General features: G+C 36.7%; 25 protein-coding genes. 15 read left to right on the top strand and 10 right to left on the bottom strand.

Annotated elements, in window-relative coordinates; all coding sequences use genetic code 11:
• Window positions 1–120: 120 nt before the first annotated feature.
• From F6K54_RS07015 to ftsH, 3 genes are all read left to right on the top strand, one after another.
• Entirely contained in the window at window positions 121–273 is a 153-nt protein-coding gene (locus F6K54_RS07015; protein WP_293075962.1) for a hypothetical protein, read from the top strand.
• Window positions 274–400: 127 nt separating this feature from the next.
• On the top strand, window positions 401–553 hold the full coding sequence (locus tag F6K54_RS07010; RefSeq protein WP_293075962.1) for a hypothetical protein: 153 nt from the start codon (window positions 401–403) through the stop codon (window positions 551–553).
• A gap of 917 nt (window positions 554–1,470) precedes the next feature.
• The gene (gene ftsH, locus F6K54_RS07005) at window positions 1,471–3,462 is read left to right on the top strand and encodes an ATP-dependent zinc metalloprotease FtsH (RefSeq protein ID WP_293075960.1); all 1,992 of its coding nucleotides are present in this window, start codon (window positions 1,471–1,473) and stop codon (window positions 3,460–3,462) included.
• A gap of 119 nt (window positions 3,463–3,581) precedes the next feature.
• On the opposite strand, the gene F6K54_RS07000 is transcribed toward ftsH, so the two are convergent.
• The 3 genes from F6K54_RS07000 to F6K54_RS06990 all read right to left on the bottom strand — a co-directional run bounded on the left by F6K54_RS07000 (window position 3,582) and on the right by F6K54_RS06990 (window position 7,867).
• Window positions 3,582–4,931, bottom strand: a complete 1,350-nt coding sequence (locus F6K54_RS07000) for an RNA-guided endonuclease TnpB family protein (RefSeq protein ID WP_293075958.1) — start codon at window positions 4,929–4,931, stop codon at window positions 3,582–3,584.
• A gap of 351 nt (window positions 4,932–5,282) precedes the next feature.
• The gene (locus F6K54_RS06995) at window positions 5,283–5,930 is read right to left on the bottom strand and encodes a M23 family metallopeptidase (RefSeq protein WP_293075957.1); all 648 of its coding nucleotides are present in this window, start codon (window positions 5,928–5,930) and stop codon (window positions 5,283–5,285) included.
• Between the two features lie 566 nt (window positions 5,931–6,496).
• A complete protein-coding gene (locus F6K54_RS06990) occupies window positions 6,497–7,867 on the bottom strand; it encodes an ATP-binding protein (RefSeq protein ID WP_293075955.1) in 1,371 nt (456 codons plus the stop codon).
• Window positions 7,868–8,594: 727 nt separating this feature from the next.
• On the opposite strand from F6K54_RS06990, the gene F6K54_RS06985 reads away from it, so the two are divergent.
• From F6K54_RS06985 to F6K54_RS06955, 7 genes are all read left to right on the top strand, one after another.
• Window positions 8,595–8,975, top strand: a complete 381-nt coding sequence (locus F6K54_RS06985) for a hypothetical protein (protein ID WP_293075974.1) — start codon at window positions 8,595–8,597, stop codon at window positions 8,973–8,975.
• 252 nt (window positions 8,976–9,227) lie between these two features.
• Window positions 9,228–9,887: a deoxyribonuclease V gene (gene nfi / locus F6K54_RS06980; protein WP_293075953.1), complete on the top strand. Its 660-nt coding sequence runs from the start codon at window positions 9,228–9,230 to the stop codon at window positions 9,885–9,887.
• A 399-nt stretch (window positions 9,888–10,286) separates the two neighbouring features.
• Window positions 10,287–11,447: a glycosyltransferase gene (locus tag F6K54_RS06975; protein WP_293075952.1), complete on the top strand. Its 1,161-nt coding sequence runs from the start codon at window positions 10,287–10,289 to the stop codon at window positions 11,445–11,447.
• 232 nt (window positions 11,448–11,679) lie between these two features.
• On the top strand, window positions 11,680–12,096 hold the full coding sequence (locus F6K54_RS06970) for a XisH family protein (protein WP_293075951.1): 417 nt from the start codon (window positions 11,680–11,682) through the stop codon (window positions 12,094–12,096).
• On the top strand, window positions 12,084–12,419 hold the full coding sequence (locus F6K54_RS06965; RefSeq protein WP_293075950.1) for a XisI protein: 336 nt from the start codon (window positions 12,084–12,086) through the stop codon (window positions 12,417–12,419). The genes F6K54_RS06970 and F6K54_RS06965 overlap by 13 nt, the downstream gene beginning before the upstream one ends.
• A 282-nt stretch (window positions 12,420–12,701) precedes the next feature.
• Entirely contained in the window at window positions 12,702–13,118 is a 417-nt protein-coding gene (locus tag F6K54_RS06960) for an element excision factor XisH family protein (RefSeq protein WP_293075948.1), read from the top strand.
• The gene (locus F6K54_RS06955) at window positions 13,106–13,441 is read left to right on the top strand and encodes a XisI protein (RefSeq protein WP_293075947.1); all 336 of its coding nucleotides are present in this window, start codon (window positions 13,106–13,108) and stop codon (window positions 13,439–13,441) included. The genes F6K54_RS06960 and F6K54_RS06955 overlap by 13 nt, the downstream gene beginning before the upstream one ends.
• 354 nt (window positions 13,442–13,795) lie before the next feature.
• On the opposite strand, the gene F6K54_RS06950 is transcribed toward F6K54_RS06955, so the two are convergent.
• From F6K54_RS06950 to F6K54_RS06925, 6 genes are all read right to left on the bottom strand, one after another.
• Complete coding sequence (locus F6K54_RS06950) at window positions 13,796–14,878, bottom strand: tetratricopeptide repeat protein (RefSeq protein WP_293075946.1); 1,083 nt, start codon at window positions 14,876–14,878, stop codon at window positions 13,796–13,798.
• Between the two features lie 17 nt (window positions 14,879–14,895).
• On the bottom strand, window positions 14,896–16,167 hold the full coding sequence (locus tag F6K54_RS06945) for a tetratricopeptide repeat protein (RefSeq protein ID WP_293075945.1): 1,272 nt from the start codon (window positions 16,165–16,167) through the stop codon (window positions 14,896–14,898).
• A gap of 928 nt (window positions 16,168–17,095) precedes the next feature.
• A complete protein-coding gene (locus F6K54_RS06940) occupies window positions 17,096–17,368 on the bottom strand; it encodes a helix-turn-helix domain-containing protein (protein WP_293075943.1) in 273 nt (90 codons plus the stop codon).
• Window positions 17,365–17,739, bottom strand: a complete 375-nt coding sequence (locus tag F6K54_RS06935; protein ID WP_293075942.1) for a type II toxin-antitoxin system RelE/ParE family toxin — start codon at window positions 17,737–17,739, stop codon at window positions 17,365–17,367. The genes F6K54_RS06940 and F6K54_RS06935 overlap by 4 nt, the downstream gene beginning before the upstream one ends.
• A gap of 27 nt (window positions 17,740–17,766) precedes the next feature.
• Entirely contained in the window at window positions 17,767–17,940 is a 174-nt protein-coding gene (locus F6K54_RS06930; protein ID WP_293075941.1) for a hypothetical protein, read from the bottom strand.
• A gap of 339 nt (window positions 17,941–18,279) precedes the next feature.
• Window positions 18,280–18,411 carry a hypothetical protein gene (locus tag F6K54_RS06925; RefSeq protein ID WP_293075939.1) on the bottom strand — a complete coding sequence of 44 codons (132 nt, stop codon included), beginning with the start codon at window positions 18,409–18,411 and terminating at the stop codon, window positions 18,280–18,282.
• A gap of 151 nt (window positions 18,412–18,562) precedes the next feature.
• On the opposite strand from F6K54_RS06925, the gene F6K54_RS06920 reads away from it, so the two are divergent.
• The 5 genes from F6K54_RS06920 (at window position 18,563) to F6K54_RS06900 (ending at window position 24,494) form a co-directional block, all read left to right on the top strand.
• Window positions 18,563–19,246: an Rpn family recombination-promoting nuclease/putative transposase gene (locus F6K54_RS06920; protein WP_293075938.1), complete on the top strand. Its 684-nt coding sequence runs from the start codon at window positions 18,563–18,565 to the stop codon at window positions 19,244–19,246.
• 176 nt (window positions 19,247–19,422) lie between these two features.
• A complete protein-coding gene (locus F6K54_RS06915) occupies window positions 19,423–19,647 on the top strand; it encodes a hypothetical protein (RefSeq protein ID WP_293075937.1) in 225 nt (74 codons plus the stop codon).
• A 98-nt stretch (window positions 19,648–19,745) separates the two neighbouring features.
• Complete coding sequence (locus F6K54_RS06910) at window positions 19,746–20,201, top strand: Panacea domain-containing protein (protein ID WP_293075935.1); 456 nt, start codon at window positions 19,746–19,748, stop codon at window positions 20,199–20,201.
• Window positions 20,202–20,399: 198 nt separating this feature from the next.
• Complete coding sequence (locus tag F6K54_RS06905) at window positions 20,400–20,720, top strand: hypothetical protein (RefSeq protein WP_293075934.1); 321 nt, start codon at window positions 20,400–20,402, stop codon at window positions 20,718–20,720.
• Window positions 20,721–21,146: 426 nt separating this feature from the next.
• Entirely contained in the window at window positions 21,147–24,494 is a 3,348-nt protein-coding gene (locus F6K54_RS06900) for a tetratricopeptide repeat protein (protein WP_293075933.1), read from the top strand.
• Between the two features lie 37 nt (window positions 24,495–24,531).
• Here the strand turns inward: F6K54_RS06900 and F6K54_RS06895 are convergent, their stop codons facing one another.
• Complete coding sequence (locus F6K54_RS06895; protein ID WP_293075931.1) at window positions 24,532–24,663, bottom strand: hypothetical protein; 132 nt, start codon at window positions 24,661–24,663, stop codon at window positions 24,532–24,534.
• Window positions 24,664–24,791: the final 128 nt, after the last annotated feature.

Below are 24,791 nucleotides of genomic sequence, written 5' to 3'. Positions count from 1 at the left end.
CAGTACAGTAAGCGAAAAGGTGTACAAAAAATAATGTGTAAATATGCCAGCGCACATTGCTATAGTTAACATCTTCCTTCTCTTTTATTGCGTATGTCGCAATAATACAATGTAAGACAAATGTGTTTCAGACGTTGGTTGATAGACTATAGAGCGATCGCTTGTATCAGATATAAAATCCTGATGTTAGAAAATGGGGTGATGGGGGGATGGGGTGATGGGGTGATGGGGGGATGGGGTGACGAAAAAAGCGCTCTGCACTATTTTAGGTGAAACAATCCAGTACAGTAAGCGAAAAGGTGTACAAAAAATAATGTGTAAATATGCCAGCGCACATTGCTATAGTTAACATCTTCCTTCTCTTTTATTGCGTATGTCGCAATAATACAATGTAAGACAAATGTGTTTCAGACGTTGGTTGATAGACTATAGAGCGATCGCTTGTATCAGATATAAAATCCTGATGTTAGAAAATGGGGTGATGGGGGGATGGGGTGATGGGGTGATGGGGGGATGGGGTGACGAAAAAAGCGCTCTGCACTATTTTAGGTGAAACAATCCAGTACAGTAAGCGAAAAGGTGTACAAAAAATAATGTGTAAATATGCCAGCGCACATTGCTATAGTTAACATCTTCTTTCTCTTTTATTGCGTATGTCGCAATAATACAATGTAAGACAAATGTGTTTCAGGCGTTGGTTGATAGACTATAGAGCGATCGCTTGTATCAGATATAAAATCCTTATGGGAGCTATTTAGGGTTTGCTGAAAAAATCTTTTTCAGCAGTAGGGGACTCACACCTAACCCCTCCCAGGAGGCTATTCCTTACCCATAAGTCTTGAAACCCTTGTGGGGAGCAGGGGAGAAAGGAGAAAAAATCATAGTAGCTAAGTAAAACTACTGAAGTTGTCAAAAAAAAAAGTATTTTTCCATACATTTTTTCTCCCGAAAAAGCAGAACCAAGGCTTATACATAACTCGTATATTTTGTCAAGCTTTATGTTAAGAAAGATGTGAGTAAAGCATAACCCAGGAGGCAGGGTCAATTTATTGTCATTAGAGAAAAATTGATGGGGGGATGGGGAGATGGGGAGATGGGGAGATTTGCACAATTAATGTATTTAGGGCTTGCTGATTAAACCTGAAAAATTTTACAGATAAAGGTTTTAGCCTTTTTAGGTCTGAAATACCTTGGTTTTCAGCTATTCATGGTCAAAAAGTTAGGATTTTGGGCAAGATATAGGAAAGGGATGATATTTTGACTACTTGTTCTATAATTCCTATTCCTCCTGAATTGGAGGATTGCTGGATTCTGGCTCCTGCCTTCACCACTCATACTTTTGAGCGCAAACCCTATTTATTATGAATATTCTCTGACGACAAAGAATTAGCTTCACCTATGAAATAGGTTATTAATATAGATAGATATACACGCTTAATATAGAGAAAAGGCAACGACTCAAGAGTACTAATGAAAAATTTCTGGAAACAAATAGAAACAGATGGGCAAAATAAAATTAACAACCATCACCCATCACCACGCAACCCTAAAGCTAATACCCAAAATACCAAAACTATTCTTTTTCAAAAATCTAGAAAACTTATATGGAGAATTTTAGCCACTGGGATAATTACTCAAGGTGCGTTACTAGGAACTCCAGCTTTTGCTAATAAAGCTAATAATCAAAACTCTCTCACCTACACTCAGCTACTAGAAAAAATCAAGGCTGGAGAAGTTACAGAAATAGATGCTTATCCCTCTCGAGGAGAAGCTAAAGTTAGCCTGAAAGGACAAAAGAGTAATGAATCTATGTATACCGTCAAGATTTTTGAGTATAATCCAGAACTACTGGATCTAGTTCGCGCTCAAAAAATTGACTTTGAACTAAAGCGCTCTGGCGATAATAGCGTAGCTATGGGCATTATTTTTAATGTACTAATAGTCTTTGTCGTTATCATTATACTGCTAAGTATTCTGCGTCGTTCTAGTCAATCACAGGGAAATGCTTTAAACTTTGGCAAGTCCAGGGCACGTTTTCAGATGGAGGCCAAAACAGGGGTATTATTTGATGATGTGGCAGGTATTGAAGAAGCAAAAGAAGAACTTCAGGAAGTAGTCAGTTTCCTCAAAAAGCCAGAAAAATTTACAGCTATTGGGGCAAAAATTCCTAAAGGAGTACTTTTGGTAGGACCTCCGGGAACAGGTAAAACTCTATTAGCAAAGGCGATCGCTGGAGAAGCAGGAGTTCCTTTTTTCAGTATCTCTGGCTCAGAATTTGTGGAAATGTTCGTGGGTGTGGGAGCTTCTCGCGTCAGGGACTTATTTCGCAAAGCCAAAGAAAATGCTCCTTGCATCATATTTATAGATGAAATAGATGCGGTGGGTAGACAACGAGGAGCTGGTATTGGTGGGGGTAATGATGAACGAGAACAAACCCTAAACCAGTTACTGACAGAGATGGATGGGTTTGAAGGCAATACAGGCATCATTATTATCGCTGCAACTAACCGCCCTGATGTCTTGGATGCTGCATTATTACGTCCTGGTAGGTTTGATAGACAAGTAACTGTGGACTTGCCTACTTATAATGGACGCTTAGGAATTTTAGAAGTCCATGCTCGGAATAAAAAACTAACTTCAGAGATTTCCTTAGAGGCGATCGCTCGACGGACACCAGGTTTTTCGGGAGCAGACTTAGCCAATATGCTGAACGAAGCAGCTATTCTGACTGCTAGAAGACGTAAGGAAGCAATTACACCCTCGGAAATTGATGACGCTATTGATCGAGTAACCATCGGTTTGAGTTTAACTCCATTATTGGATAGTAAGAAAAAACGGTTAATTGCGTACCATGAAATCGGACACGCTTTGTTAATGACTTTGCTCAAAAATTCCGATCCTCTCAATAAAGTAAGTATTATTCCTCGTTCTGGAGGAGTAGGTGGTTTTGCTCAACCAATTATGGATGAGGGAATGGTTGACAGTGGGTTATATACCCGTTCTTGGTTAATAGACAGAATTACAATTTCTCTAGGTGGGCGTGCTGCGGAGGAAGAAATTTTTGGCCCTGCGGAGGTAACGGTAGGAGCTGCTAACGATATTAGGAGTGTGGCTAATTTAACCCGTGAAATGGTTACTCGTTATGGAATGTCGGATTTAGGGCCAATTGCTTTGGAGAATCCTAGTGAGGAAGTCTTTTTGGGTCGAGGTTGGCAGTCACAGTCAGAATATTCTGAGGAAGTTGCGACTAAGATTGACCATCAAGTTCGAGCAATGGCTGTTCATTGTTATGAGGAAGCTCGCCGAATCATTAGAGAAAATCGTGTAGTTGTGGATAGGTTGGTAGACCTTTTAATAGAAAAGGAAACTATTGAGGGTGAAGAGTTCCGGAGAATTGTTTCGGAATACACGACATTACCTGAGAAACAGAAACTTTCTATTGGTTTAGAAAAGAAAAGTTGAAGTTTAATCTATAAGCAGGGAATAGGGAACAGGGAACAGGGAACAGTGGGAAAATATTTTCCTGTTTGACATCCTCCCGACGTTGCTCTACGAGACAACGCGGGATTCCCATCCATCAATCAAACAGACGCTCGCTGCTTGAAAGATTCAGGGCGGGTTGACACATCATTGCTGCTTGCTTGCTTTTTACGGCGAGTCTTACGGCTGCTCCGTGTCCGATAAATAATCGACCGTTGACCCTCGGCGACTTCATTGAAAAGTGATAGTTGTACAGGATTCTCAAGTTCAACAGCTTTTTTAACTTTGGTTATCGGTTGTAGTGACGCCTCGCGAGACATCACTACTGTTTGAGCTGTTAATGTATTAAGAATGTTTACAGCAGCATTCACATCTCTATCGTGAAATGTGCCACAACTGATACAAGTCCATTCCCTGACATTTAATTCTTTCTTGCCTCCTTTAAACCCACAACAACTACACTTTTGACTCGTGGGTTCCCATCTGTTTATGACTCTAAATTCTCTCCCATATTTCTCACATTTGGCCTCAGTTAAAGTTCGGAATTGTCGCCATCCTAAATCAGATATAGCCTTAGCAAGTTTAGGATTACGTTTGCGAAGCATTCCGTAGGAAACCATGCCTGAGACGTTCAAATCTTCCAAAACAATGGTGTCGTATTTTCTTACTAAATTAGTAGACAATTTGTGTAGAAAATCTGTTCTCATGTCTTTGATTTTGCCATGAAGTTTAGCTACTTTAAGTCTACGTCTTTCACGACGTTTACTGCCTGGTTGAGTCTTAACCAATTTACGTTGAAACTTAGCTAATTTCTTAAGGTTTTGTTTGAGTGGTTTAGGAGCTTCGTATTTTTCACCATTGCTCAAAGTTGCAAAAGTAGAAATTCCTAAATCAATCCCAATATAATTATCAGTTTTTGGCAGAAATTCCGCATTAGTTTCTACTACAAAACTAGCAAAATATCTATGAGCTGAATCTCTAATAATAGTTACAGATGTAGGCTGACTAGCTAATGGTCTTGACCAGAATATTTTAATCTTACCTACTTTTGGTAGATAGATTTTATCTCGGTTAATCTGATAGTTAACTCCTACAAATCTTGCTGTTTGTCTTGACTTTCTACTTTTAAATTTAGGAGGTTTAACCTTAATTCCTTTCCTTTTACCAGTACAACTATTAAAAAAGTTTTTATATGCTTGGTCTAAGTCTTTTAATGATTGTTGTAATGGAGTAGAGGCTACCTCTTTTAACCAAAGCAACTCTCTTTTAGCTTGTGTTATGAATTGTTTAGTTAAATCAGTATATGAAGGCTTTTTAATACCATCGGCATACAGTTGATTACAATGTGCTAATGATTGATTCCAAACATATCTACAACATCCAAATAATTGACTTAACTTCTGAATTTGGACATGATTAGGGTAGATGCGATATTTATATCTGGCTTTCAATTTTTTCGACCTTTTTTTTTGACACTAAATATTTACAGCATGGCATCTTTTATGTTATTATAGCACAAAAATTTGTTAGCATTCATCCCGACACCAAATCTGCATATTATGGTGCGGGTCTTCTGCTAACGTTTTGATAAATACTAATAAATACTACAGCGCTTTTCAAATTGATAAACCACATCTTCTAAATTACAATTGCAAGAAACCCTTCTGCCTTCTTCCTTTTGCCTTCTGCCCTCTGCCTTCCTTCCACTAAAGAATAAGTATTCAAGCGGACATGATATCAGAGATGACTTTTAACTTTTAACTTTTAACTTTTGACTTTTGACTTCTAACTTGCCCGTAGCGCTATAGATTTTGAGTGGTTTGTTGAGCATACATCTCTCGTAAAATTAAACCGGGGTCTACCCAACGACCCCCATATTTTAAGCCCCAATGAAGATGGGGGCCACTGGTTCGACCAGTCATTCCCACTCTCGCTATTCGAGTCCCGGCAGGTAGAACTTGACCTTGAAGTAGCATAATTCCACCATCACGATCTACTAGATAACGACGTCCGCCACGAGTTTCTACGCCTCCTTGAACATGGCAGTAAACGTGTTCCCAATAGCCTGACTTAATTACAATGCCAGTCCCACATCGTCTATCTTCCCAAACTTCTACAACTTTACCTGCCCACCAATTTCGGATATAGCTTCCCCGGGGTGCTGCTAGGTCTAACCCATAATGAAATCCTCCTCCTCTCGGGCCAAAAGGGGATGTATATCCTTGAAAGTTTTCGACTGGGAAGGAAGCATTTTGCCAGTTATTGACGTAGGCTATTTGTTGATTATTAATTGCGGGTTCTTGAGCTGTGACTAATTCTTGTTTGAGTCCTGTGGTGGTGAAGCCAACTCCGATGATTCCTAGTAATAGTAAAATTTTTTTTGATTTATTAAAATACTGCTTTATAGGATTAGATACCAAAGGCAAACCAAGAGGGATTGGATTTGACATGGTTTTTATTCACTCCTCAATTTCTTGTGACCAGGGATGATTTGATACATCTGAAGATTCTGAGGAATTGTATCATAATTTAACCATATTGCCATCAGTCAAAAATTAGTTTACTGAAAATTTGGGTTTCAAGCCCTGTCCCTGAAAGAAAGCTTTTTGAAACTATAGTGCTATATATGTAGAGTTTGCTGAATAAAGGCTTTTTGCTGGGGTAGGAAACAGGAGACAGGAGACAGGAGAATGAGCGAAGAGGTAGGAGCAAGAATTGTCCCTTAATTTTTCTAGCTGAAAGCTAATAGCTGAATGTTTACCAACTATGAGCCTAAAATACACTCCTTTTTGAGCGTGAAGAGCTGAAAACCAGGTACTTTTATAGAAAATTCTCACCATTTTTGCTGAGTAAATTTAGAGTTCTGAGCAATTTACTACCCAACCATTTCCAGTAGTTTCTATCAAAAGAGGAATTACTTAGGCAACAGAAGATTTTTTCTTCTTCCTTCTTCCTTCTTCCTTCTTCCTTCTTCCTTCTTCCTTCTTCCTTCTTTCCTCTTCCTTCTCAAAAAATGTCAAGTTGGTATTTCAATCACAAATTCCGCTCCTTTTTCAGGAGAAGAAATACATTTTATTCTGCCTTCATGTTGTTCAACAATAATTTGATAACTGATTGATAGTCCTAAACCTGTGCCTTGACTGACTGGTTTGGTTGTAAAAAAGGGGTCGAATATTTTAGAGTAATTTTCTTCTGTTATACCCAAGCCATTATCAGAAATATAAATCCCCAACCAATCATTTTCTAATTTTTCTGTTCTGATAAAAATTTGTGGTTGTTCTACTCCATATTTATTCTTATAAAATTTTATTTCTAGTGCATCAATGGCATTGTTAACAATATTCATTATTGCTTGCTTTAATGCGTTAGGAAAACAGTTAACTAGAGGCAGTTCGCCATAATCTTGAATGACTTTAATATGAAACAATGGATTTTGTAAACGGGGTTGAAGAATTAGTAAGATACTGTCAATAATTACATGAATATCTACAGACATTATTTTTGTTTTATCCAAGCTGGAGAAAACTTGCAATGATTTAACAATTTTACTAATGCGATTTGCTCCTCCTCCCATTGAATCTAATAATTTTGGTAAGTCTTCTTCAATATAATCCAATTCAATTTCTTCAATTTTTTCTGCAATTTCATCGGGTAAATTTGAAGAATTTTTATGCAAAAGATGAACTAAATCTAATAAATCTTTAGTATAGTTATTAATGTGATTTAAATTACCCAAAATAAAGGTGACAGGATTATTAATCTCATGAGCAATTCCAGCCACCATTTCTCCCAAACTAGACATTTTTTCCGCCTGAATGAGTTGAGCTTGAGTCTTTTTCAACTTTTTAAGAGTTCTTTGTAAGTAAATATTTTGCTTTTTTAAGGCTTTTTTAGATAATTGATGCTCAATTTCAGCTGCAGAGCGAGTAGCAATTACTTTTAAGATAGATGTTTGTTGTTCATAATTGTGTTTTAAAGGTTTAGTATCTAAACCTCCAACATGACCAACATTGTTTCCATGACTATCTACAATAGAAATCCCTAAATAACTTTCAGCTTCCAAAGTTAATAAATCTTGATCTTCTGGGAATAGTTCTTGAATTGAATGGGGATAAATTTGTAGACCTGTTTCATAAACAGTACTACAAGGAGTTCCTTCTATATCGTATTTAAAATTAGGTATAAACTTGTCTCCTGACCAAAAAGCTAATACCTTAATTTGTGGTCGAGTACTATCTATAAATTCTCCAACAAATCCATATTTTATTTGCAAAACTTGAGCCAGGTATTGAGCACAAGCCTGAAAAAGTTCTTCGCCGATTTTAGATGCAATTCCTGCAAAAATGAGTTTGAGATTATATTCCGATTCAAAATCATAATTTGTCATTACATTATTCTATAATTCTAAATACTATTTATACATATTTTTCTGGATGTGTTAATTATGCTTTTGCTATTTATTTAAGTTTATTCAGTATTAATTATGAGATATTTAGACATCATGTTTTACCCGATATTTGTCTTCTTAAGCATTTTTAAGATTAAGATATAATCCAGAGCTACATTTTACCCGTCTAGTTATTTTTTCATCGCTAAATTGGACAATATTAAAGCTGATAACCAACTATTATTCTGTTTGTTTTACAATTATATTAAATTGTTCTAGGTATAATCCTAATTTAAGTTATTTTTCCGATTTAGCAACAACAGATAATATCAATTATCGTAAGCATTTCCTAGGTCATGCTGCGCAAACAGCTAGCTTGCTGTCAGCTAGCCTCCTGAGTCAGAACTGCGGACTTCAGCAACAAGACTCTCTCATATAGGATAGTGTTTAAATTAACAACTGACTTTAAGGACAAGGAAGCCAATTTTTGTAGTAAGACAATTAATAAAGCTTTTATTCTAAACTGAAAGCAATAGCTGATAGCTGATAGCTGATGGCTGTTTGCGCAGCATTCCGCAGGAAATGCTTACCAATTATCTAATTTCATGTTATCTAATTTCATGTTTATGTTTAATTGAATGCTTAAAATATAATCATCACTGAAGTCTGTTATAATTCAGGAATTTAATATTTTGACGAAAAATAAAATATAAGATTTTAAAAAATGATACTAGAAGAAATTTTTCCCTTTAGATTGGCCATAGATGCCACAGCGATCGCAGGTGCATCTCTCTGGTCTTTGGCCTTATATTGGGGTTTTTCCCCTCTAAGTGAATGGGTGACATTACAACTTAACCGTTGGTTTAATTTTGCAGAAAGAGCATTGTATACATCCGAGAAGGAATTTGAAAAGACCCGTAAAGCTAGAGAGTCTCAGAATGCTTTTTATGCATCTATTTTTAGTATTGTACCTTTTTTAATTGTAGGAAGTTTATGCAATTGGGGTGTAGAAATTGGTTTAGATAAAAGTTGGTCAATTAGTATTGGGATGATTGTTTGTGTAACTTGTGCTGTTTATGAATTAGGAAGAAAAGATAGTAAATCATAATTAGGGAGTAGTTTAAAAATTAATAATTAATAATTAATAATTAATAATTAATAATTACCTCTCCTTGAAAGTGGATAGGATTGACTAAAAGGAAAAATTTTTCTTGTTTCTCCTTTAAAGGAGAGGCTTTAAACCTTAATTATTCAGTAATATAAGGAGCAGGATAGGAAACAAGTAAAAAATATTTACCCTGTCAACTGTACCTCATAACTTTGGAAATTGCTGTAGCTCAATTATCAAGCTCTATATATTATGAAAATAGACCAAAAGTTTTCTTTTCCTACTGATGTAGAAACAGCGATCGCTCTGCAACAAAAACTCCGTCATCAAGTAATAACTGAAGACCAATTTGGAACTATTAAATATGTAGCTGGTATTGATGTTGGTTATAGTGATTCAGATCAGATTACTCAAGCAGCAGTAGCAGTTTTAAGTTTTCCAAAATTAGAATTATTAGAACAGTCTATAGTTAAACGTCCTACTTCTTTTTCTTATGTTCCTGGATTATTATCTTTTCGAGAGATACCTGCTATTTTAGATGCTTTAGAAAAGCTAAATATTACTCCTGAATTATTACTTTGTGATGGTCAAGGATTGATTCATCCTCGTCGATTTGGTATAGCTTGTCATTTGGGAGTTTTAGTTAATATCCCTAGTATTGGTGTAGCTAAATCTCACTATATTGGTAAGCATGATTCTGTTGGTTTAGAAAGGGGTAATTGGCAACCAATAATAGATGAAGGAGAAGTTATTGGTGCTATTGTTAGAACTCGTGCTGGAGTTAAGCCAATTTATGTTTCAACTGGTCATAGAATTAGCTTAACAACTGCTATAAATTATGTTTTGAAATGTACTACTAAATATCGGTTGCCTGAAACAACTCGTTGGGCAGATAAATTAGCTTCTAATTAAGAAGGAAGAAGGAAGAAGGAAGAAGGAAGAAGTAATATCATGTCTGGTTAAATACTTATAAATAACTACGGAGGAGTCAGGAGTCAGGAGAGAAAGAAAAGGAAGAAGGAAGAAGAAAATAACCTAAAAAATTGTACAGTAAATTCTAGATTAATGTTGTATAGTTAACGGGGTAAATATTTTTTGCTTGTTCCTTATCCTGCTCCTCATCTTACCTGCTTCCTATTCCCTATTCCCTAATTGTTAACAGTAAATTCCAGATTAATGTTGTATAGTTAACTGGATAAATATTTTTTGCTTGTTCCCTATCTTAATTCCTTATCTTCCCTACTCCCTACTCCCTACTCCCTATTCCCTATTCCTACAATTGTTCAATCCTGAAATACTTAAAAATCTACTGTGGAAATAAAATATGCTCTTGTTCACGAATGGTTAACGCCTAAAGCAACTGGTGGTTCAGAACTGGTTGTCAAAGAAATTCTTCAACATATTAATGCAGATTTATATGCTTTAATTGATTTCGAGTCAAGGAATCCTGAAAGTTATCTTTATCAACGTAAAATAGGCAAAACATTTTTACAACATTTGCCTTTAGCTCGTAACGGAGTACAAAAATATTTACCTTTATTACCAATAGCAATTGAACAATTAGACTTACGAGAATATGATGTAATTTTATCTTCTTCTCATGCAGTTGCTAAAGCTGTTATTACTACACCCTATCAACTGCATATTTGTTATTGTCATACTCCTATGCGTTATGCTTGGGATTTAACTTTTGACTATCTAAATAGTAGTAAATTAGGTAAAGGTATTCCTGGTATTTTTACCAGATATCTTTTACATAGACTCAGGGAATGGGATGTAATTTCTGCTAACCGAGTAGATTATTTTATTGCTAATTCTCAACATACCGCCCGCAGAATTTGGCGTTGTTATCGACGTGAAGCTGAGGTAATTTATCCGCCAGTAAATGTGGAAAAATTTCCTTTTAAATCTCAGAAACAAAATTTTTATCTTACTGTTTGTAGATTAGTGAGCTACAAAAAAATATCTTTAATTGTCAAAGCTTTTAATCAGTTGGGGCGAGAGTTAATAGTTATTGGTACGGGTGATGAATTCAATAAATTACGTCATATTGCTAAACCTAATGTGAAAATTATGGGTTGGCAACCTGAAGATGTAGTTACTAAATATATGTCAGAAGCAAAAGGTTTTATTTATGCTGCTTGTGAAGATTTTGGCATGGCTTTAGTAGAGGCACAAGCTTGCGGAACACCTGTTATTGCTTATGGGGTTGGTGGAGCGACTGAAACAGTTTTAGATATGAGAAAATATCCAGATTCAGCAACGGGTTTATTGTTTTCTGAACAGACAGAACAAGCATTAATAGAAGCAGTAGAAAAATTTGAAAATTTTCAGGCATATTTTCAGGCAGAAATTATCAGAAAGCACGCCTATAAATTTTCTCCAGAAGTGTTTCAAAATAGTTACTTAAATTTTGTGGAAAAGTGTTATGAAGCAACTGGCAATAGGCGACGGGCAAAAGATGTATTTTGATAATAATCAAATTAGAGACTGTTGTTCAACAATTAATAATTAATAATGAATAATTAATAATTACCTCTCCTTGAAAGCGGATAGGATCGACTAATAATGAAAATTTTTCTTTATTATCCCCTTAAAAGGGGAGGCTTTAAACCACAATTTTTCGGTAAAATAAGTATTAAGAAACTTGTCGATCAACTCCTATTTATTGCGCAAATTGGCTTTTGAATTAAAAATAGAAAAAATGGCAGCAAAAGATATTTTCCATGAAGCCGTAAAACGAGCTTTAGAGAAAGACCAATGGATTATTACCAAAGATCCACTAGAATTAGAATGGGAAGAAGTTCTAGTTAAGATTGATTTAGGTGCGGAAAGATTAATTGCTGCTAATAGAGGCAACGAAAAAATTGCTGTGGAAATTAAGAACTTTGTCAGTATATCTGCTATCAGTAGTTTTCATACTGCTTTAGGCCAGTTTTTGAACTACCGCATTATGCTAGAAGTGAATGATCCAGAAAGGTTGCTTTATCTAGCAGTTCCTGTTGAAGCTTATCAAACTTTCTTTCAGAGTCGTTTAGCTCAGGTGGTAATTAAGCGTTATCAACTTAAACTTATTATTTACAAACCCGAAACGGAGGAAATTATTCAATGGATAAGTTAGAAAGTTATCGTTCCTGCATTGAAATTTTGTTAGAAAAGTATGCTCAATTTCAAACTGAAAATAAAGAGGTAGAAAATCAACTATTTTTTGACCCAATACGAAATCATTATCAGTTTATGCGAGTAGGTTGGAAAGATTTAGAACGAATTTACTATACCGTTTTACATTTTGATATTAAAGATGGGAAAATTTGGCTTCAGCAAAATGCAACTGAGAGTGATGTTGGTCAAGAATTAATAGAAATGGGCGTTGATAAAGAGGATATTGTATTAGGGCTACATCCACCTTATAAGCGTCCTTATACAGGTTATGGTGTTGCTTAATCAGTTATCAGTTATCAGTCAGTGAGGATATTGTATTAGGGCTACATCCACCTTATAAGCGTCCTTATACAGGTTATGGTGTTGCTTAATCAGTTATCAGTTATCAGTCAGTAAGGCTCCAAAAATATTTCGCCTTAAAAGGCGGGGTTTTAGACCCCATTATTTTGATAACAATTTATGATGAGAACTATTTATGGTGAGAACTATTTTAGATTTAAAACCATTAATTACATTAACAAAAGAAGATTTTTATCAACTCTGTAAAGTTAATCCAAAAGATTGATGCCAGCTAAAGACTTATATCACGATACAGTAAAAAATGCCTTAATTAAGGATGGTTGGAATATTACAGACGATCCTTTAATTTTGTCTATTGGCAAAAAAGATTTATTTGTAGATTTGGGGGCAGAAAAGTTAATTGCAGCAGAGAAAAGTAACCAAAAAATTGCTGTAGAAGTTAAAAGCTTTATTGGTATGTCTCGCATTAATGATTTAGAAAAAGCCCTTGGTCAATATATTTTGTATAGAGAAATTTTAAGAGAAAAGCGGGAAGCAAGAATATTGTATTTAGCAATTAAACAACCTGCTTATGAGGATATTTTTGAACAACCTATTGGTAAGATTTTATTAAAACAAAATCTTGTAAATTTATTAGTTTTTGATGAAATAGAGGAGGCGATTTTACAATGGATTCAATAACTAAATATTATCAAATTATTTATCCGATTTTAAAAGAATATGCAGACCTTCCTTATCGCTATGGAGAAGTTAAGCGTCATTTAATTGTGAGTGAGGATAAGTTACATTATCTATTTATGACTTGGGGATGGGAAAATAGGCGGAGGTTACATGGTTGTATTGTGCATTTAGAAATTGTTGGCGATAAAATATGGATTCACGAAGATGGTTTGGAGGATGGTATTGCTCGTGATTTAGTTAATGCAGGTATTCCAAAAAGTCAAATTGTTCTGGGTTTTCATCCGCCAGAAGTACGTCCTCACACAGAATTTGCAGTGAATTAATTTGATTTTTAGGGAGTAGGGAGTAGGGAGTAGGGAGTAGGGGAGCAGGGGAGTAGGGGAGCAGGGGAGTAGGGGAGTAGGGGAGCAGGGGAGCAGGGGAGTAGGGGAGATTGAAGTACCTAGAATCGCCAACGCTATACAATGCTTTTCAGATTTATAGAACACAAACTCATCCGCCAAGAAATAAATTTCTTGGCTCACAGCAGAAGTCATCTTTAGATGACTAAAGGTAGCTGATTATTATGGCTAATTTAACGAGACCTAATATAAAATCTTACTTTTGACTTTTGACTTTTGACTTCCTTAAAATCTTACTTTTAACTTTTAACTTTTGACTTCCTTAAAATCTTACTTTTAACTTTTGACTTTTGACTTTTGACTTCCTTGATTTACGCCCAAAATTTCGGTTAAAACTTTTTCTAGATTACGAATTGCTTCTTCATCCCCTAGTTCTTGATAGGTAGCTTTGGCATTTTTGAAATAGTTGCGAGCTTCATCCTCATTTCCTACAATTCCATTGGTAATAGCTAACCCTCCCTGAGTCATTGCCAAACCCTCTAAATTTTCCTCAGCTTTCGCTAGTTCCAAAGCTTTGAGATAGTGTTCTCTGGCTAATCTATTCAATCCAATTTGTTGATAAACTTTTCCTAAGAGTTGATGGATAGCTGTAGATTCAACACCATCCTTAATTGCACTTTTCAGCAGGGCGATCGCTTCATTATAAACTTCATTACTTTGATACAAACGTGCTAGAGCGAGTGCTTCAGCTTCCCGACTTAGTTGCTTCTGCTTGACTTCTTCAACTGCACCCAATATCTCTTGCACTTCTTTCTCTGAAACGGTACTAAATCCAATAATTCCCTCTCTAGTTGAAGTTGCACCCGTATCCGTTTCCACGGTGAACCAATAACGAGTTCCTGGTTTCAAGGGTTGCTCTGCTGCATAAACTACTTGGTTTTCCTTTGTTTTGTCGTTCCAATTAACACCCGGCCCCCGTAAACTCACGCGATAATTTTTAGCTCCCTCAACCTGGTGCCAGTGAAAAGTTACGGACTCAGTAGGTAGCAATTTTGTCTCCCTGGGACTGATGAGATAGGGAATACTGGGGGTGTTGGGATTTCGGGTAGGTGCGGTATCTTCTCCTTGATCAATCAGTCTAGGGTTACTAACAGAGGGACACCCTTCACGAACAATAGATTCCTTGCCAGCAGGAACTTTCCACATAACTAAATTCTGACATATTACTTTAGCTTTAGCTCCCTTTGGCAAGAATAAGCGATCGGCATCTCTCAGACGAGTTCCTACTGTTGTCGGCTGATATGTTTGCCACTGCTCACGTTTAAGTTTGACCTGCCCTGGTGGGCTGAAACTTATGAGTAAGTTAAAGCCGGGAATAACTGAACTTAATGGTTTGGCTAGAACATTTACTATAGTCACCCCGGTTAAGAATGGAATTATAAATTTGAAATTTCCCCATCGCATGATTTCCCTTCCTCCTTTAATTTTTTATGGGCTGAAATCAGCCATTGAGTTTCATCTGGATTAGAGACAGAACCAAATTTACAGCATTGCTGCCATTGTTCAACTGCTTCTGCTTGTTTTTCTTGCTGTCCTTCAAGTAATTGTGCCAGCAAACAATGGGCGGAACCTCGATTTTGAATATTTTCAGATTCCCCGATCTGAATTGCTAGTCTGAGAAATTCCTCAGCTTGTTCGGTTGCTTCCTCTTTCCAGAAAGCCCATCCTAAATTTTTGTACAAACTGTATGTGACTCTAAGTGAAGGATTATCCTCATTCCCCAAATTACCTAACCCACTCCACAAAAGAGGAATAGCTAGGTCTGGTTTACCTTCCAGAATATGAAGACGAGCTTGGTTATTTTGAGCTTTGATAAAGTTTGCTTTGACTGCCAACTGATACTGAGTTTTGGCTTTGTCAAACTGTTGTAAATCTTCGTACAATACTCCTAAGTTATAATTGGCTTTGAAATTATCAGGATCAATTGCTAATGCTTGTTGATAGGCTGACTCAGCTCCAGCAAACTCACCCTTTTGATATTTTTCCAATCCCTTTCTGTTGTAAAAATCAGAAAAAGCAGGAAAATTCGCTCGCAAAGCAACTAGAAGCAAAAGGAGCATTGTTGTTGAGCCAAGTCTGGCTTCTTCATGGAAATGTTCCGGAATTCGCAGTCGTTTCAGTAAGCGATTAAATCCTTCTTTGCCAGTTTGAGTAAGTTCACTTTTGGCTTGTAATAGGGCGATCAGGCTAGGGAAAGCAACTGCAATTGTTCCCAGGAGTCCTGTTCCTGCCCCAATAAACCGAGGCACAATATCCATCAGTAACCCCAAGTTTGCTGTCCAACCTGCAACGGTTAAACCACGCCACAACCAATCCAAACGGTCCCAAAAATGGGGAGGAACTTCTGTCTCTAATCTCCACCACCAAGCTTTTTCAGGAGGAGAAAAGCTACTACGATATTGGGAGAGATTGACTCCTTTAGTCTGAGTAATTCGATGAGCTTGTTCTCTCAACAAATTGTCTAATTGAAGCAGTTGTTGTTGAGAGTTGGCAGAAATGGAGGTGGACTGATTCCAGGCTGTTTGGACAACATCCCTAGCATTTAATACTGCTAAGACTTGTTCCGGTTTGGGGGGTTGAGAAGCCTTAAGTTCCTGGAGGACTTGTTTATAGGTATTCACAGCCGTTTCCAAATGTGATGAATCCATGGCAACAGTCGCTTCTGTTTAAATTATTTTATAGTATAGCAGGGAATAGGGAACAGGGATAAAACTGTAGGGGTTTGGTCTCCAAACCCAAGGTATAGCAGTAATACAACGTCCGCTCACACTGATTATGGCACGGATGCACGGATTAAGAGTCTAGTAGGCTATCCAAATTGTCAAGTATCAAAGAGCGATCGCTGTATCAATATCAGGACTTACGCAAAGGTACTATATATAGAGTGATGCTCAGTTACGCTAGCGCTAACACACCCTACCAATAGCGTCCATGCGTAAGTCCTGAATATCTTGATTTTCTCCATTATGAGAATGAAGAAGTAAATTCAGCAATTAACAATTAACAATTAATAATTAATAATTACCTCTTCTTAAAACGGATAGGATTGACTAAAAGGATTTTTTTTTGGTTTTATCCCCTTGAAAAGGGGAGGCTTCAAGGCGTGAATTGTTGAATGAATAATTATTAACTATCAACTCTTAATTATTCATTATTCATTATTCATTATTCATTATTCGGTGATTTCTATATCAAGTTGTTTAAGAAAATTAAGTAGTTTCCCTTCACTAAAACTTTGAAATTCTCCATTCATTAAATGTCGGCTCACACGGATTATGGCACGGATGCACGGATTAAGAGTCTAGTAGGCTATCCAAATTGTCAAATATCAAAGAGCGATCGCTGTATCAATATCTTGATTTTCTCCATTATGAGAATGAAGAAGTAAATTCAGCAATTAACAATTAACAATTAATAATTAATAATTACCTCTTCTTAAAACGGATAGGATTGACTAAAAGGATTTTTTTTTGGTTTTATCCCCTTGAAAAGGGGAGGCTTCAAGGCGTGAATTGTTGAATGAATAATTATTAACTATCAACTCTTAATTATTCATTATTCATTATTCATTATTCATTATTCGGTGATTTCTATATCAAGTTGTTTAAGAAAATTAAGTAGTTTCCATTCACTAAAACTTTGAAATTCTCCATTCATTAAATGAGATACTTCTGATTGAGAAATACCTAGAATTTCACTAATTTCATCCTGTTTAAGATGGCGTTGCTTCAACAAACGTATTACCTGAATACCTATTTTTCCTCGTGTAAAAAGTTCGTCTGCATCATCCAAACCAAGATCGGCAAATACATTACCACTACTTTCTTCAAAAATTTGCTCTTGTATCATTTTTGTTTCTCCTTTATTACTGCATCTTGATAGCGTTTTTTAATCAAGTCAATGTCAGACTGTGAGGTTTTAATTCCTGTCTTTGATTTCTTTTGAAAAGCATGAAGTACATAAATAGTTTCTCCAATTTTTACAGCATAAACAGCTCTATAAGTATCAGTATCATAACGTTTAACAATTTCATAAACTCCACTTCCAACTCCCTTGAAAAGTTTAGCTTCTAGAGGTGTTTCTCCAGCTTGCACTAATTGCAACGCATAACCTACTGATAAACGAACTTCGGTTGGAAAGTCACGGATATTTTTACGAGAGTTTCCCATCCAAATTAAAGGGCGTAAAGGAAATTCTATGTTTTCCTCCCTATCAGTCATTTTATATGAAATTTTCTATAATAACAATTAAGACAATACCATAGAAGAATATTTTTGATAACGTACTTCCCGGACAATTTCGCAAATTTCTTCTGTTGTTAATTGATTGGGATCGGGGTTAGCTGCTTCGACTCGTCGTTCCCATTCTTCCCAGTCAAAACCTTTTTTAACCTTCTGAAAAACTAAGCTATCTTCTGTCATTGTAATTTTATCAAAATAATTTGGTCGTGCAACCCCGCCTTTTAAGGCGAAATAATTTTTGGAGTCTTGCTCAAATCCCCTATTTCCCCTCCTGGCTCCCAGGGCTGTTTCAAAGTATAGTATATTAACGATTTAGGGAGAAAAGAAGATGAGAGGATAGTGGAATAGTGAAATATACCAAAATTTGCCTATTTTTCAGCCAATAAGCGTCGTTAAGCTCTGAGAAAATATTTAGTTTAACGCCTCTTAAAAGCCTCTATCCCCGTGTCTCCGTGTCTCCGCGTCCCCGTGTCTATTGAGAATGAAACAGCCCTCCCTCCTGGGAGGGGCAGGGGTGGGTTAACTTCTAACTTCTGACTTCTGACTTTTGACTTCTTTAAAGCGATCGCCTGGAGTAAGTTGCTGTTGAATTTCTGCAGGAATTTTTAACTGTCTATCTGTGGTAACATCAACTATAATTTCTGGTTTCATAGATACATTAGTTGTTGATTTTATAATAATTATTTTCTACCATAAACTATTATTATTGTCAAGTATAAATACGAATTTTGTACCTCACGCTTTTTGTAAATTGCTATAATATTTTTAATAATTCAAAAGCCCAGTTAAAGAAAAAATCACTATGGATTTTGTTAGTCCCAAAGTAGATTATGCTTTTAAAAAAATATTGGGTTCCGAGGAAAGCACAGAGATTTTAATTAGTTTCCTAAATGCCATAATTTATGGTGGAGAAAAAACAATTGAATCTTTAACAATTATTAACCCCTTTAATCTCGGTAAAGCAATTAACTTAAAAGACACTTCTTTAAATATAACAGCTGTCTTATTTGATAGTTCGGTTGTGGTTATTGAAATAGAATTTGCAGGGATGACTGCTTTTAGCAAGGGAGTAATGTACAACTTTGTCAAAGGTTATGGCAACCAGTTAAAAACAGAAGACGATTTCCTTCTACTACATCCGGCAATAGTACTAACGATTACAGATTTTATTTTCTTTAAAGACAAAAAAGTAGTAGATGTAATTAATTCTTTTGTGTTTAAACATGAAGATAAAAACTGGAAATATCCCGATGTAGAATTGCGGCTAATATTTGTGGAGTTACCTAAGTTTAAAAAAACTTTGGCCGAGTTAGAAACTTTGACAGAGAAGTGGATTTTCTTTCTTAAAGAAGCTGCTCAACTGAATGATATTCCAGAGAGTTTGGGAGTAGTTGCAGAAATAGAACAAGCTTTAGACATTGCCAATAAAATTAATATGACACCAGAAGAGTTAGAAATAGTTGAGCGTCGGGCCATAGCATTGTAGGATGAAATTTGTTTCTCCGTTAAACTAATAAGAAATAATCAGCAAAAAAACTATGACTGCTCACAGAGATTATGGCACGGATACACAGATGGAGAGTCCAGTCCTAAGCTTTGATTTGGTCTTGTATCATTTTTGTTTTGTCGCTAAACTAATAAGAAATAATTACCAAAAAAACTATGACTGAGGTTTTACAAAAAGCACTAAGCAAACTCTCTCAACTACCAGAAAGCCAACAAGAAGCCATAGCTTATCTCATCCTAGCAGAAATAGAAGATGAGAAAAGATGGGCAGAAAATTTTGCTAATTCTCAAGATAAACTTGCTCAACTTGCCAAGGAAGCGAAGTCGGCTGTCGCCAATGCCGAGTTTAAACAAGGTAAAACTAAACCTTTAAACTTCTGATGAACTCTCAAACTACCTCTAAATTTTGGAAAGTATTTAATAAACTTCCAAGGATTAAAAATTTATATAATTTTTGAAGATTCAGGAGAACAAAACTTATGAAAAATGCTATTGATATAGCTCAGTATTTTTTATGCCGTGTTGACAGAGAAGCAGGGGATACAATCTCTCCTCTAAAGCTACAAAAAATTGTATATTATGCACAAGCTTGGAGTTTAGTATTTAGAAATCAACCTCTGTTTTTTCAAGATATTGAAGCTTGGGTTTCTGGGCCTATTATTCGTGATGTTTGGAATGAATATAAACCTTACCATTATCGGGATATTCCACCACCAGAAAAGTTAGAAATAGAATTGGCAAAAGATGAAATAGAAGTTCTTGAGGAAGTATGGAATACTTATGGAGAATTAAGTGCTAGATACTTACAGGAATTAACGCATTCTGAAACTCCTTGGCTAAATGCTAGAAAAGATTTAGAACCTGCTCAACCATCGAATAATATTATTTCTCAAGAGGATATGAAAGCTTTCTATTCTCAAATGGTGGAGGCTTAATTCAGTTATCAGTTATCAGTTATCAGTTATCAGTTATCAGTTATCAGTTATCAGTTATCAAAATCCTAGCTTTAGATTTACCGAAAAATTGTGGTTTAAAGCCTCCCATTTTAAGGGTATAATAAAGAAAAAAATTCATTATTAGTCAATCCTATTCTTTTCAAAGATAGGTAATTATTCATTATTCATTATTCATTGTTGAAATACACAGATAAAAATCGTTGGGTTTTGTCTAATTGGAATTCATCAGAAATTAATGACTTAATTCAAGGGTTAAAGAAAATAGAAAAATATACCTGGGCGCAGATAAAAACTCATGGTTCTAAAAAACCTGGTTTATCAGTTGGCACAGGTTATAAATTAATTAGTAATCATCCATCTTTACCAGAAAATATACCGGAGGATATTAAATTATCAGAAATGAGAATAGATGAAAAAAAGCGAATTTTTGGATTTCGGGTAGATGCGGTTTACTATATAGTTTGGTTTGATAGAGACCATTCTGTTTGCCCTGAATAATTTTGACCAAGAACCTTTGAAAAGTTAAAAGTCAAAAGTAAAAAGCAAGATTTTAGAGGTTCAAAACCTCAACCGAGACATTTCAAACCTCATTAGAAAATTTGTTATGATAACTAGACTAAGTAAGCAAACTAACTTTTAACGGCGTTGGTGATTCTGGGTATGATTTTGCCCCCCTAGCCCCCCAAAATTGGGGGGAATAAAACTCTAAAAGTCTCCCAAAATTGGTGGATTTAGGGGGCTTTACCAGAACCAAACAATCGCACATTCATACTTCAATTCAGCAACACCCTTTTAACTTAAAAATATGTTTTGAGTTTATAAAATCTTACTTTTAACTTTTAACTTCTGACTTTTGACTTTAAAATTTGAGCTTATAAAATCTTACTTTTGACTTTTGACTTTTGAATTTTGAATTTAATAATTATGTTTCCCAGAATACTCAGCACAACTCACTTGGCCAAAACTTCCCTAGCTGTCATTGTTCTCATCAACACCCTGGAAGCCGCTGTTATGCTGCCAGGAATAGCACAGACTTCTGTCCCCTCACAACAGCGATCGACACCGGAAGCTACTCAAGAGCTGATAATTAATGGGACTCTCAATCAAAATAGTCAGCAGTTAGAAAAAGATGGGAGTTACTTTCAGCAGCACACTTTTGCAGGGAGAGCGGGTGAAGCAATTACTATTGAGCTGAGTAGCTCTGAATTTGATGCTTACTTAGTCTTATTTGACCCAAATTCAAAGGGAATTGCTAAAAACGATGACGGGGGAGAAGGTAGCAATGCCAAGATTACAATAACTCTACCCACCACAGGAACTTATACAGTCATTGTCAATACTTATGAAAAAGGTGAACAAGGAAGTTACAAACTGAGTTGGCGAGAAGCTTCAGATAAAGAGCTGTCTCTAGCTGAAGCCACAGAACTTAATCAGCGAGGTATTGAGCTATATAAACAAGGTAAGTATGATGAAGCAGTTCCCTTGTTAGAGCAGTCTTTGGCAATTAGGAAGGGGGTATTGGGAGATGAACATCTTGGTGTTGCCACCAGCCTCAACAATTTGGCAGAACTTTACAAATCTCAAGGAAGATATACAGAAGCGGAACCATTGTTCAAACAAGCATTAGAGATGAGACAGAAGCTCCTGGGAACGAAACATCCTGATGTCGCTGAAAGCCTCAAGAATTTGGCAGCGCTTTACTCATCTCAAGGAAGGTATACAAAAGCTTTATCCTTGTACCAACTAGCATTAAAGATGATATTAGAGAAGGAACAGTTGGGTTCGCTCGGTTATGCACGATATCCATTTGTCGCCACCAGCCTCAACGATTCGGCTTTACTTCACTATTTTCAAGGTCGGTATACAGAAGCAGAACAATTGTTTAAACGAGCATTACGAGCGGCACAGCGGGAAGGTAAACATTCATTGGTCATCTACAGTTTCAACAATTTAGCAGCACTTTACTATTCTCAAGGTCGGTATACAGAAGCAGAACCATTCTATAAACAAGCATTATGGATGAGAAAGAAACTGCTGGGAACGAAACATCCTGATGTCGCTCAAAGCCTCAACAATTTGGCAGCACTTTACTATTCTCAAGGTCGGTATGCAGAAGCAGAACCATTCTATAAACAAGCATTATGGATGAGAAAGAAACTGCTGGGAACTGAACATCTTGATGTTGCCTCCAGCCTAAATGATTTGGCAACACTCTACCATTATCAAGATCGGTATATAGAAGCGAAACTATTGTATAAAGAAGCATTAAAGATGAGAAAGAAACTGCTGGGAGATGAACATCCTGATGTTGCCTCCAGCCTCAACAACTTGGCAGCACTTTACTATTCTCAAGATCGGTATACAGAAGCGGAACCATTGTATAAAGAAGCATTAAAGATGAGAAAGAAACTGCTGGGAGATGAACATCCTGATGTCGCCACTAGCCTCAACAATTTGGCAGTACTTTACTATTCTCAAGGTCAGTATACAGAAGCAGAACTATTGTACCAGCAAGCATTAGAGACGAGAAAGAAACTGCTGGGAGCTGAACATCCTGATGTCGCCACTAGCCTCAACAATTTGGCAGCACTTTACTCATCTCAAGATAACATGGCTTTAGCACTGCAATTCCTTGAACGCGGTTTGGAAGTTCAAGAAAAAAACCTAACTCGCAACTTGGTGGCTGGCTCTGAGTCTCAGAAACAGGACTATCTCAAAACTATCTCAGAAGCCAAAGATGGAGTCATTTCTCTCCATCTGCAAACGGCACCAGATAATCCTACTGCTGCTGCTCTGGCTTTCACCACCATCCTGCGTCGTAAAGGTCGCCTGCTCGACTTTCTCACCATCAACCAACAACTGCTGCGACAACAGCTTGACTCTCAAGGACAAGAATGGCTGGAAAAGCTCAATACTATTTATAGTCTACTTTCCACTCTGCTCTATAACCAACCAAAGAATCTCTCTCCAGAAGACTATCGCGAGCGGTTTGCCGATTTACAACAACAGGCAAAAAACCTAGAAGACAAAATAGGTCGTCGCCATAACGAGTTTTGGGAAGCGACTCAACCTGTTACTATAGAAGATATTCAGCCGTTGATTCCTGTCAATGCTGCTTTGGTGGAGTTTGTGCAGTATGAGCCTTATGATCCCAAGACGAGAAAATGGGGTGAACCACGCTATGGGGTTTACGTTCTGACTTCTGAAGGAGAACCTCAAGGCATCGATCTGGGAACAGTTGCAGAAATTGAATCAACCATGGAACTGTTCCGGCTTTCTCTACGAGACAAAGGCACTCCCCAACAACAGCTTAAGGATGCAGCCAGAGAACTTGACCAAAAGCTCATGCAGCCTGTACGTCAACTACTTGGCTCAACGCAACAAATTCTGATTTCTCCTGATAGTAATCTCAACTTAATTCCCTTTGAAGCTTTGGTGGATGAGAATAACCGCTACTTAATAGAAAACTATCGCTTCACCTACCTTAGCTCCGGACGAGACTTACTCCGGTTTACCTCTACCTCTGAGAAGCGCTCAAAAAAATCAGTATTATTAGGTAATCCAAATTTCAGCGACAAGGGTGATGTGACTATTAGGGGCGACTTCGATGTCTCCGAATGGATATTAGGAAAATTACCAGGAACGGAGGAGGAAGTCAAAGCTATTGGTGAGTTGCTTGAGGTTGAACCTTTACTAGGAACCGCAGCTACAGAAGAAGCAGTCAAACAAGTTGAAAGTCCTTTCATTTTGCACATTGCCACTCATGGTTTCTTTGAAACAACTAAAACTCGTGATGATCCTCCCACTGTAGACAGTAATTCCCTACTACGTTCAGGGTTAGTTCTCGCAGGGTTTAAGCAGGAGAAAATAGGAGGGGATAATGGTTTATTGACAGCTTTGGAAGCCACAGGATTAAATTTGTCTGGCACAGAGCTGGTGGTATTATCCGCTTGTGACACGGGGTTGGGGGGAATAAGTCCAGGAGAGGGAATTTATGGACTACGACGAGCATTTGCGATCGCTGGTTCACAGAGTCAGTTGATTAGTTTATGGAAGGTTGATGATGAGGCTACTAAGGAGTTAATGGTGAAGTATTATGGGCGGTTGTTGAAGCAGAATATGGGGCGAACGGAAGCGTTAAGAAAGACTCAATTGGAGATGTTGAGAGGGGAAACGGAGAGAGACTATAGTCATCCTTATTATTGGGCGAGTTTTATTCCTTCTGGGAATTGGAGAGCCATTACTCAAGTCAAAAGTCAAAAGTCATTTTAAGTCAAAAGTAAGATTTGATGGGTTCAAGACTTTCAATTCAAAAGATGAAAAAGATGGCATACTCCTCAAGAGTCATCTGAAGATGACTTAAACTATTAGCCAAGGATTGAAATCCTTGGCGAGCCATATCATCTTTCAAGTCAAAAGTCATTATTAAGTTAAAAGTCAAAAGTAAGATTTGATAGGTTCAAAATTTTCAATTCAAAAGTCAAATTATCAAAAGATGAAAAAGATGTCATACTCCTCAAGAGTCATCTGAAGATGACTTAAACTATTAGCCAAGGATTTCAATCCTTG

Source organism: Okeania sp. SIO3B5 (assembly GCF_010692555.1).
Lineage (GTDB): Bacteria > Cyanobacteriota > Cyanobacteriia > Cyanobacteriales > Microcoleaceae > Okeania.
The sequence above is the reverse complement of the archived record's forward strand: the minus strand, read 5'-3'. Positions and strand labels throughout refer to the sequence as shown.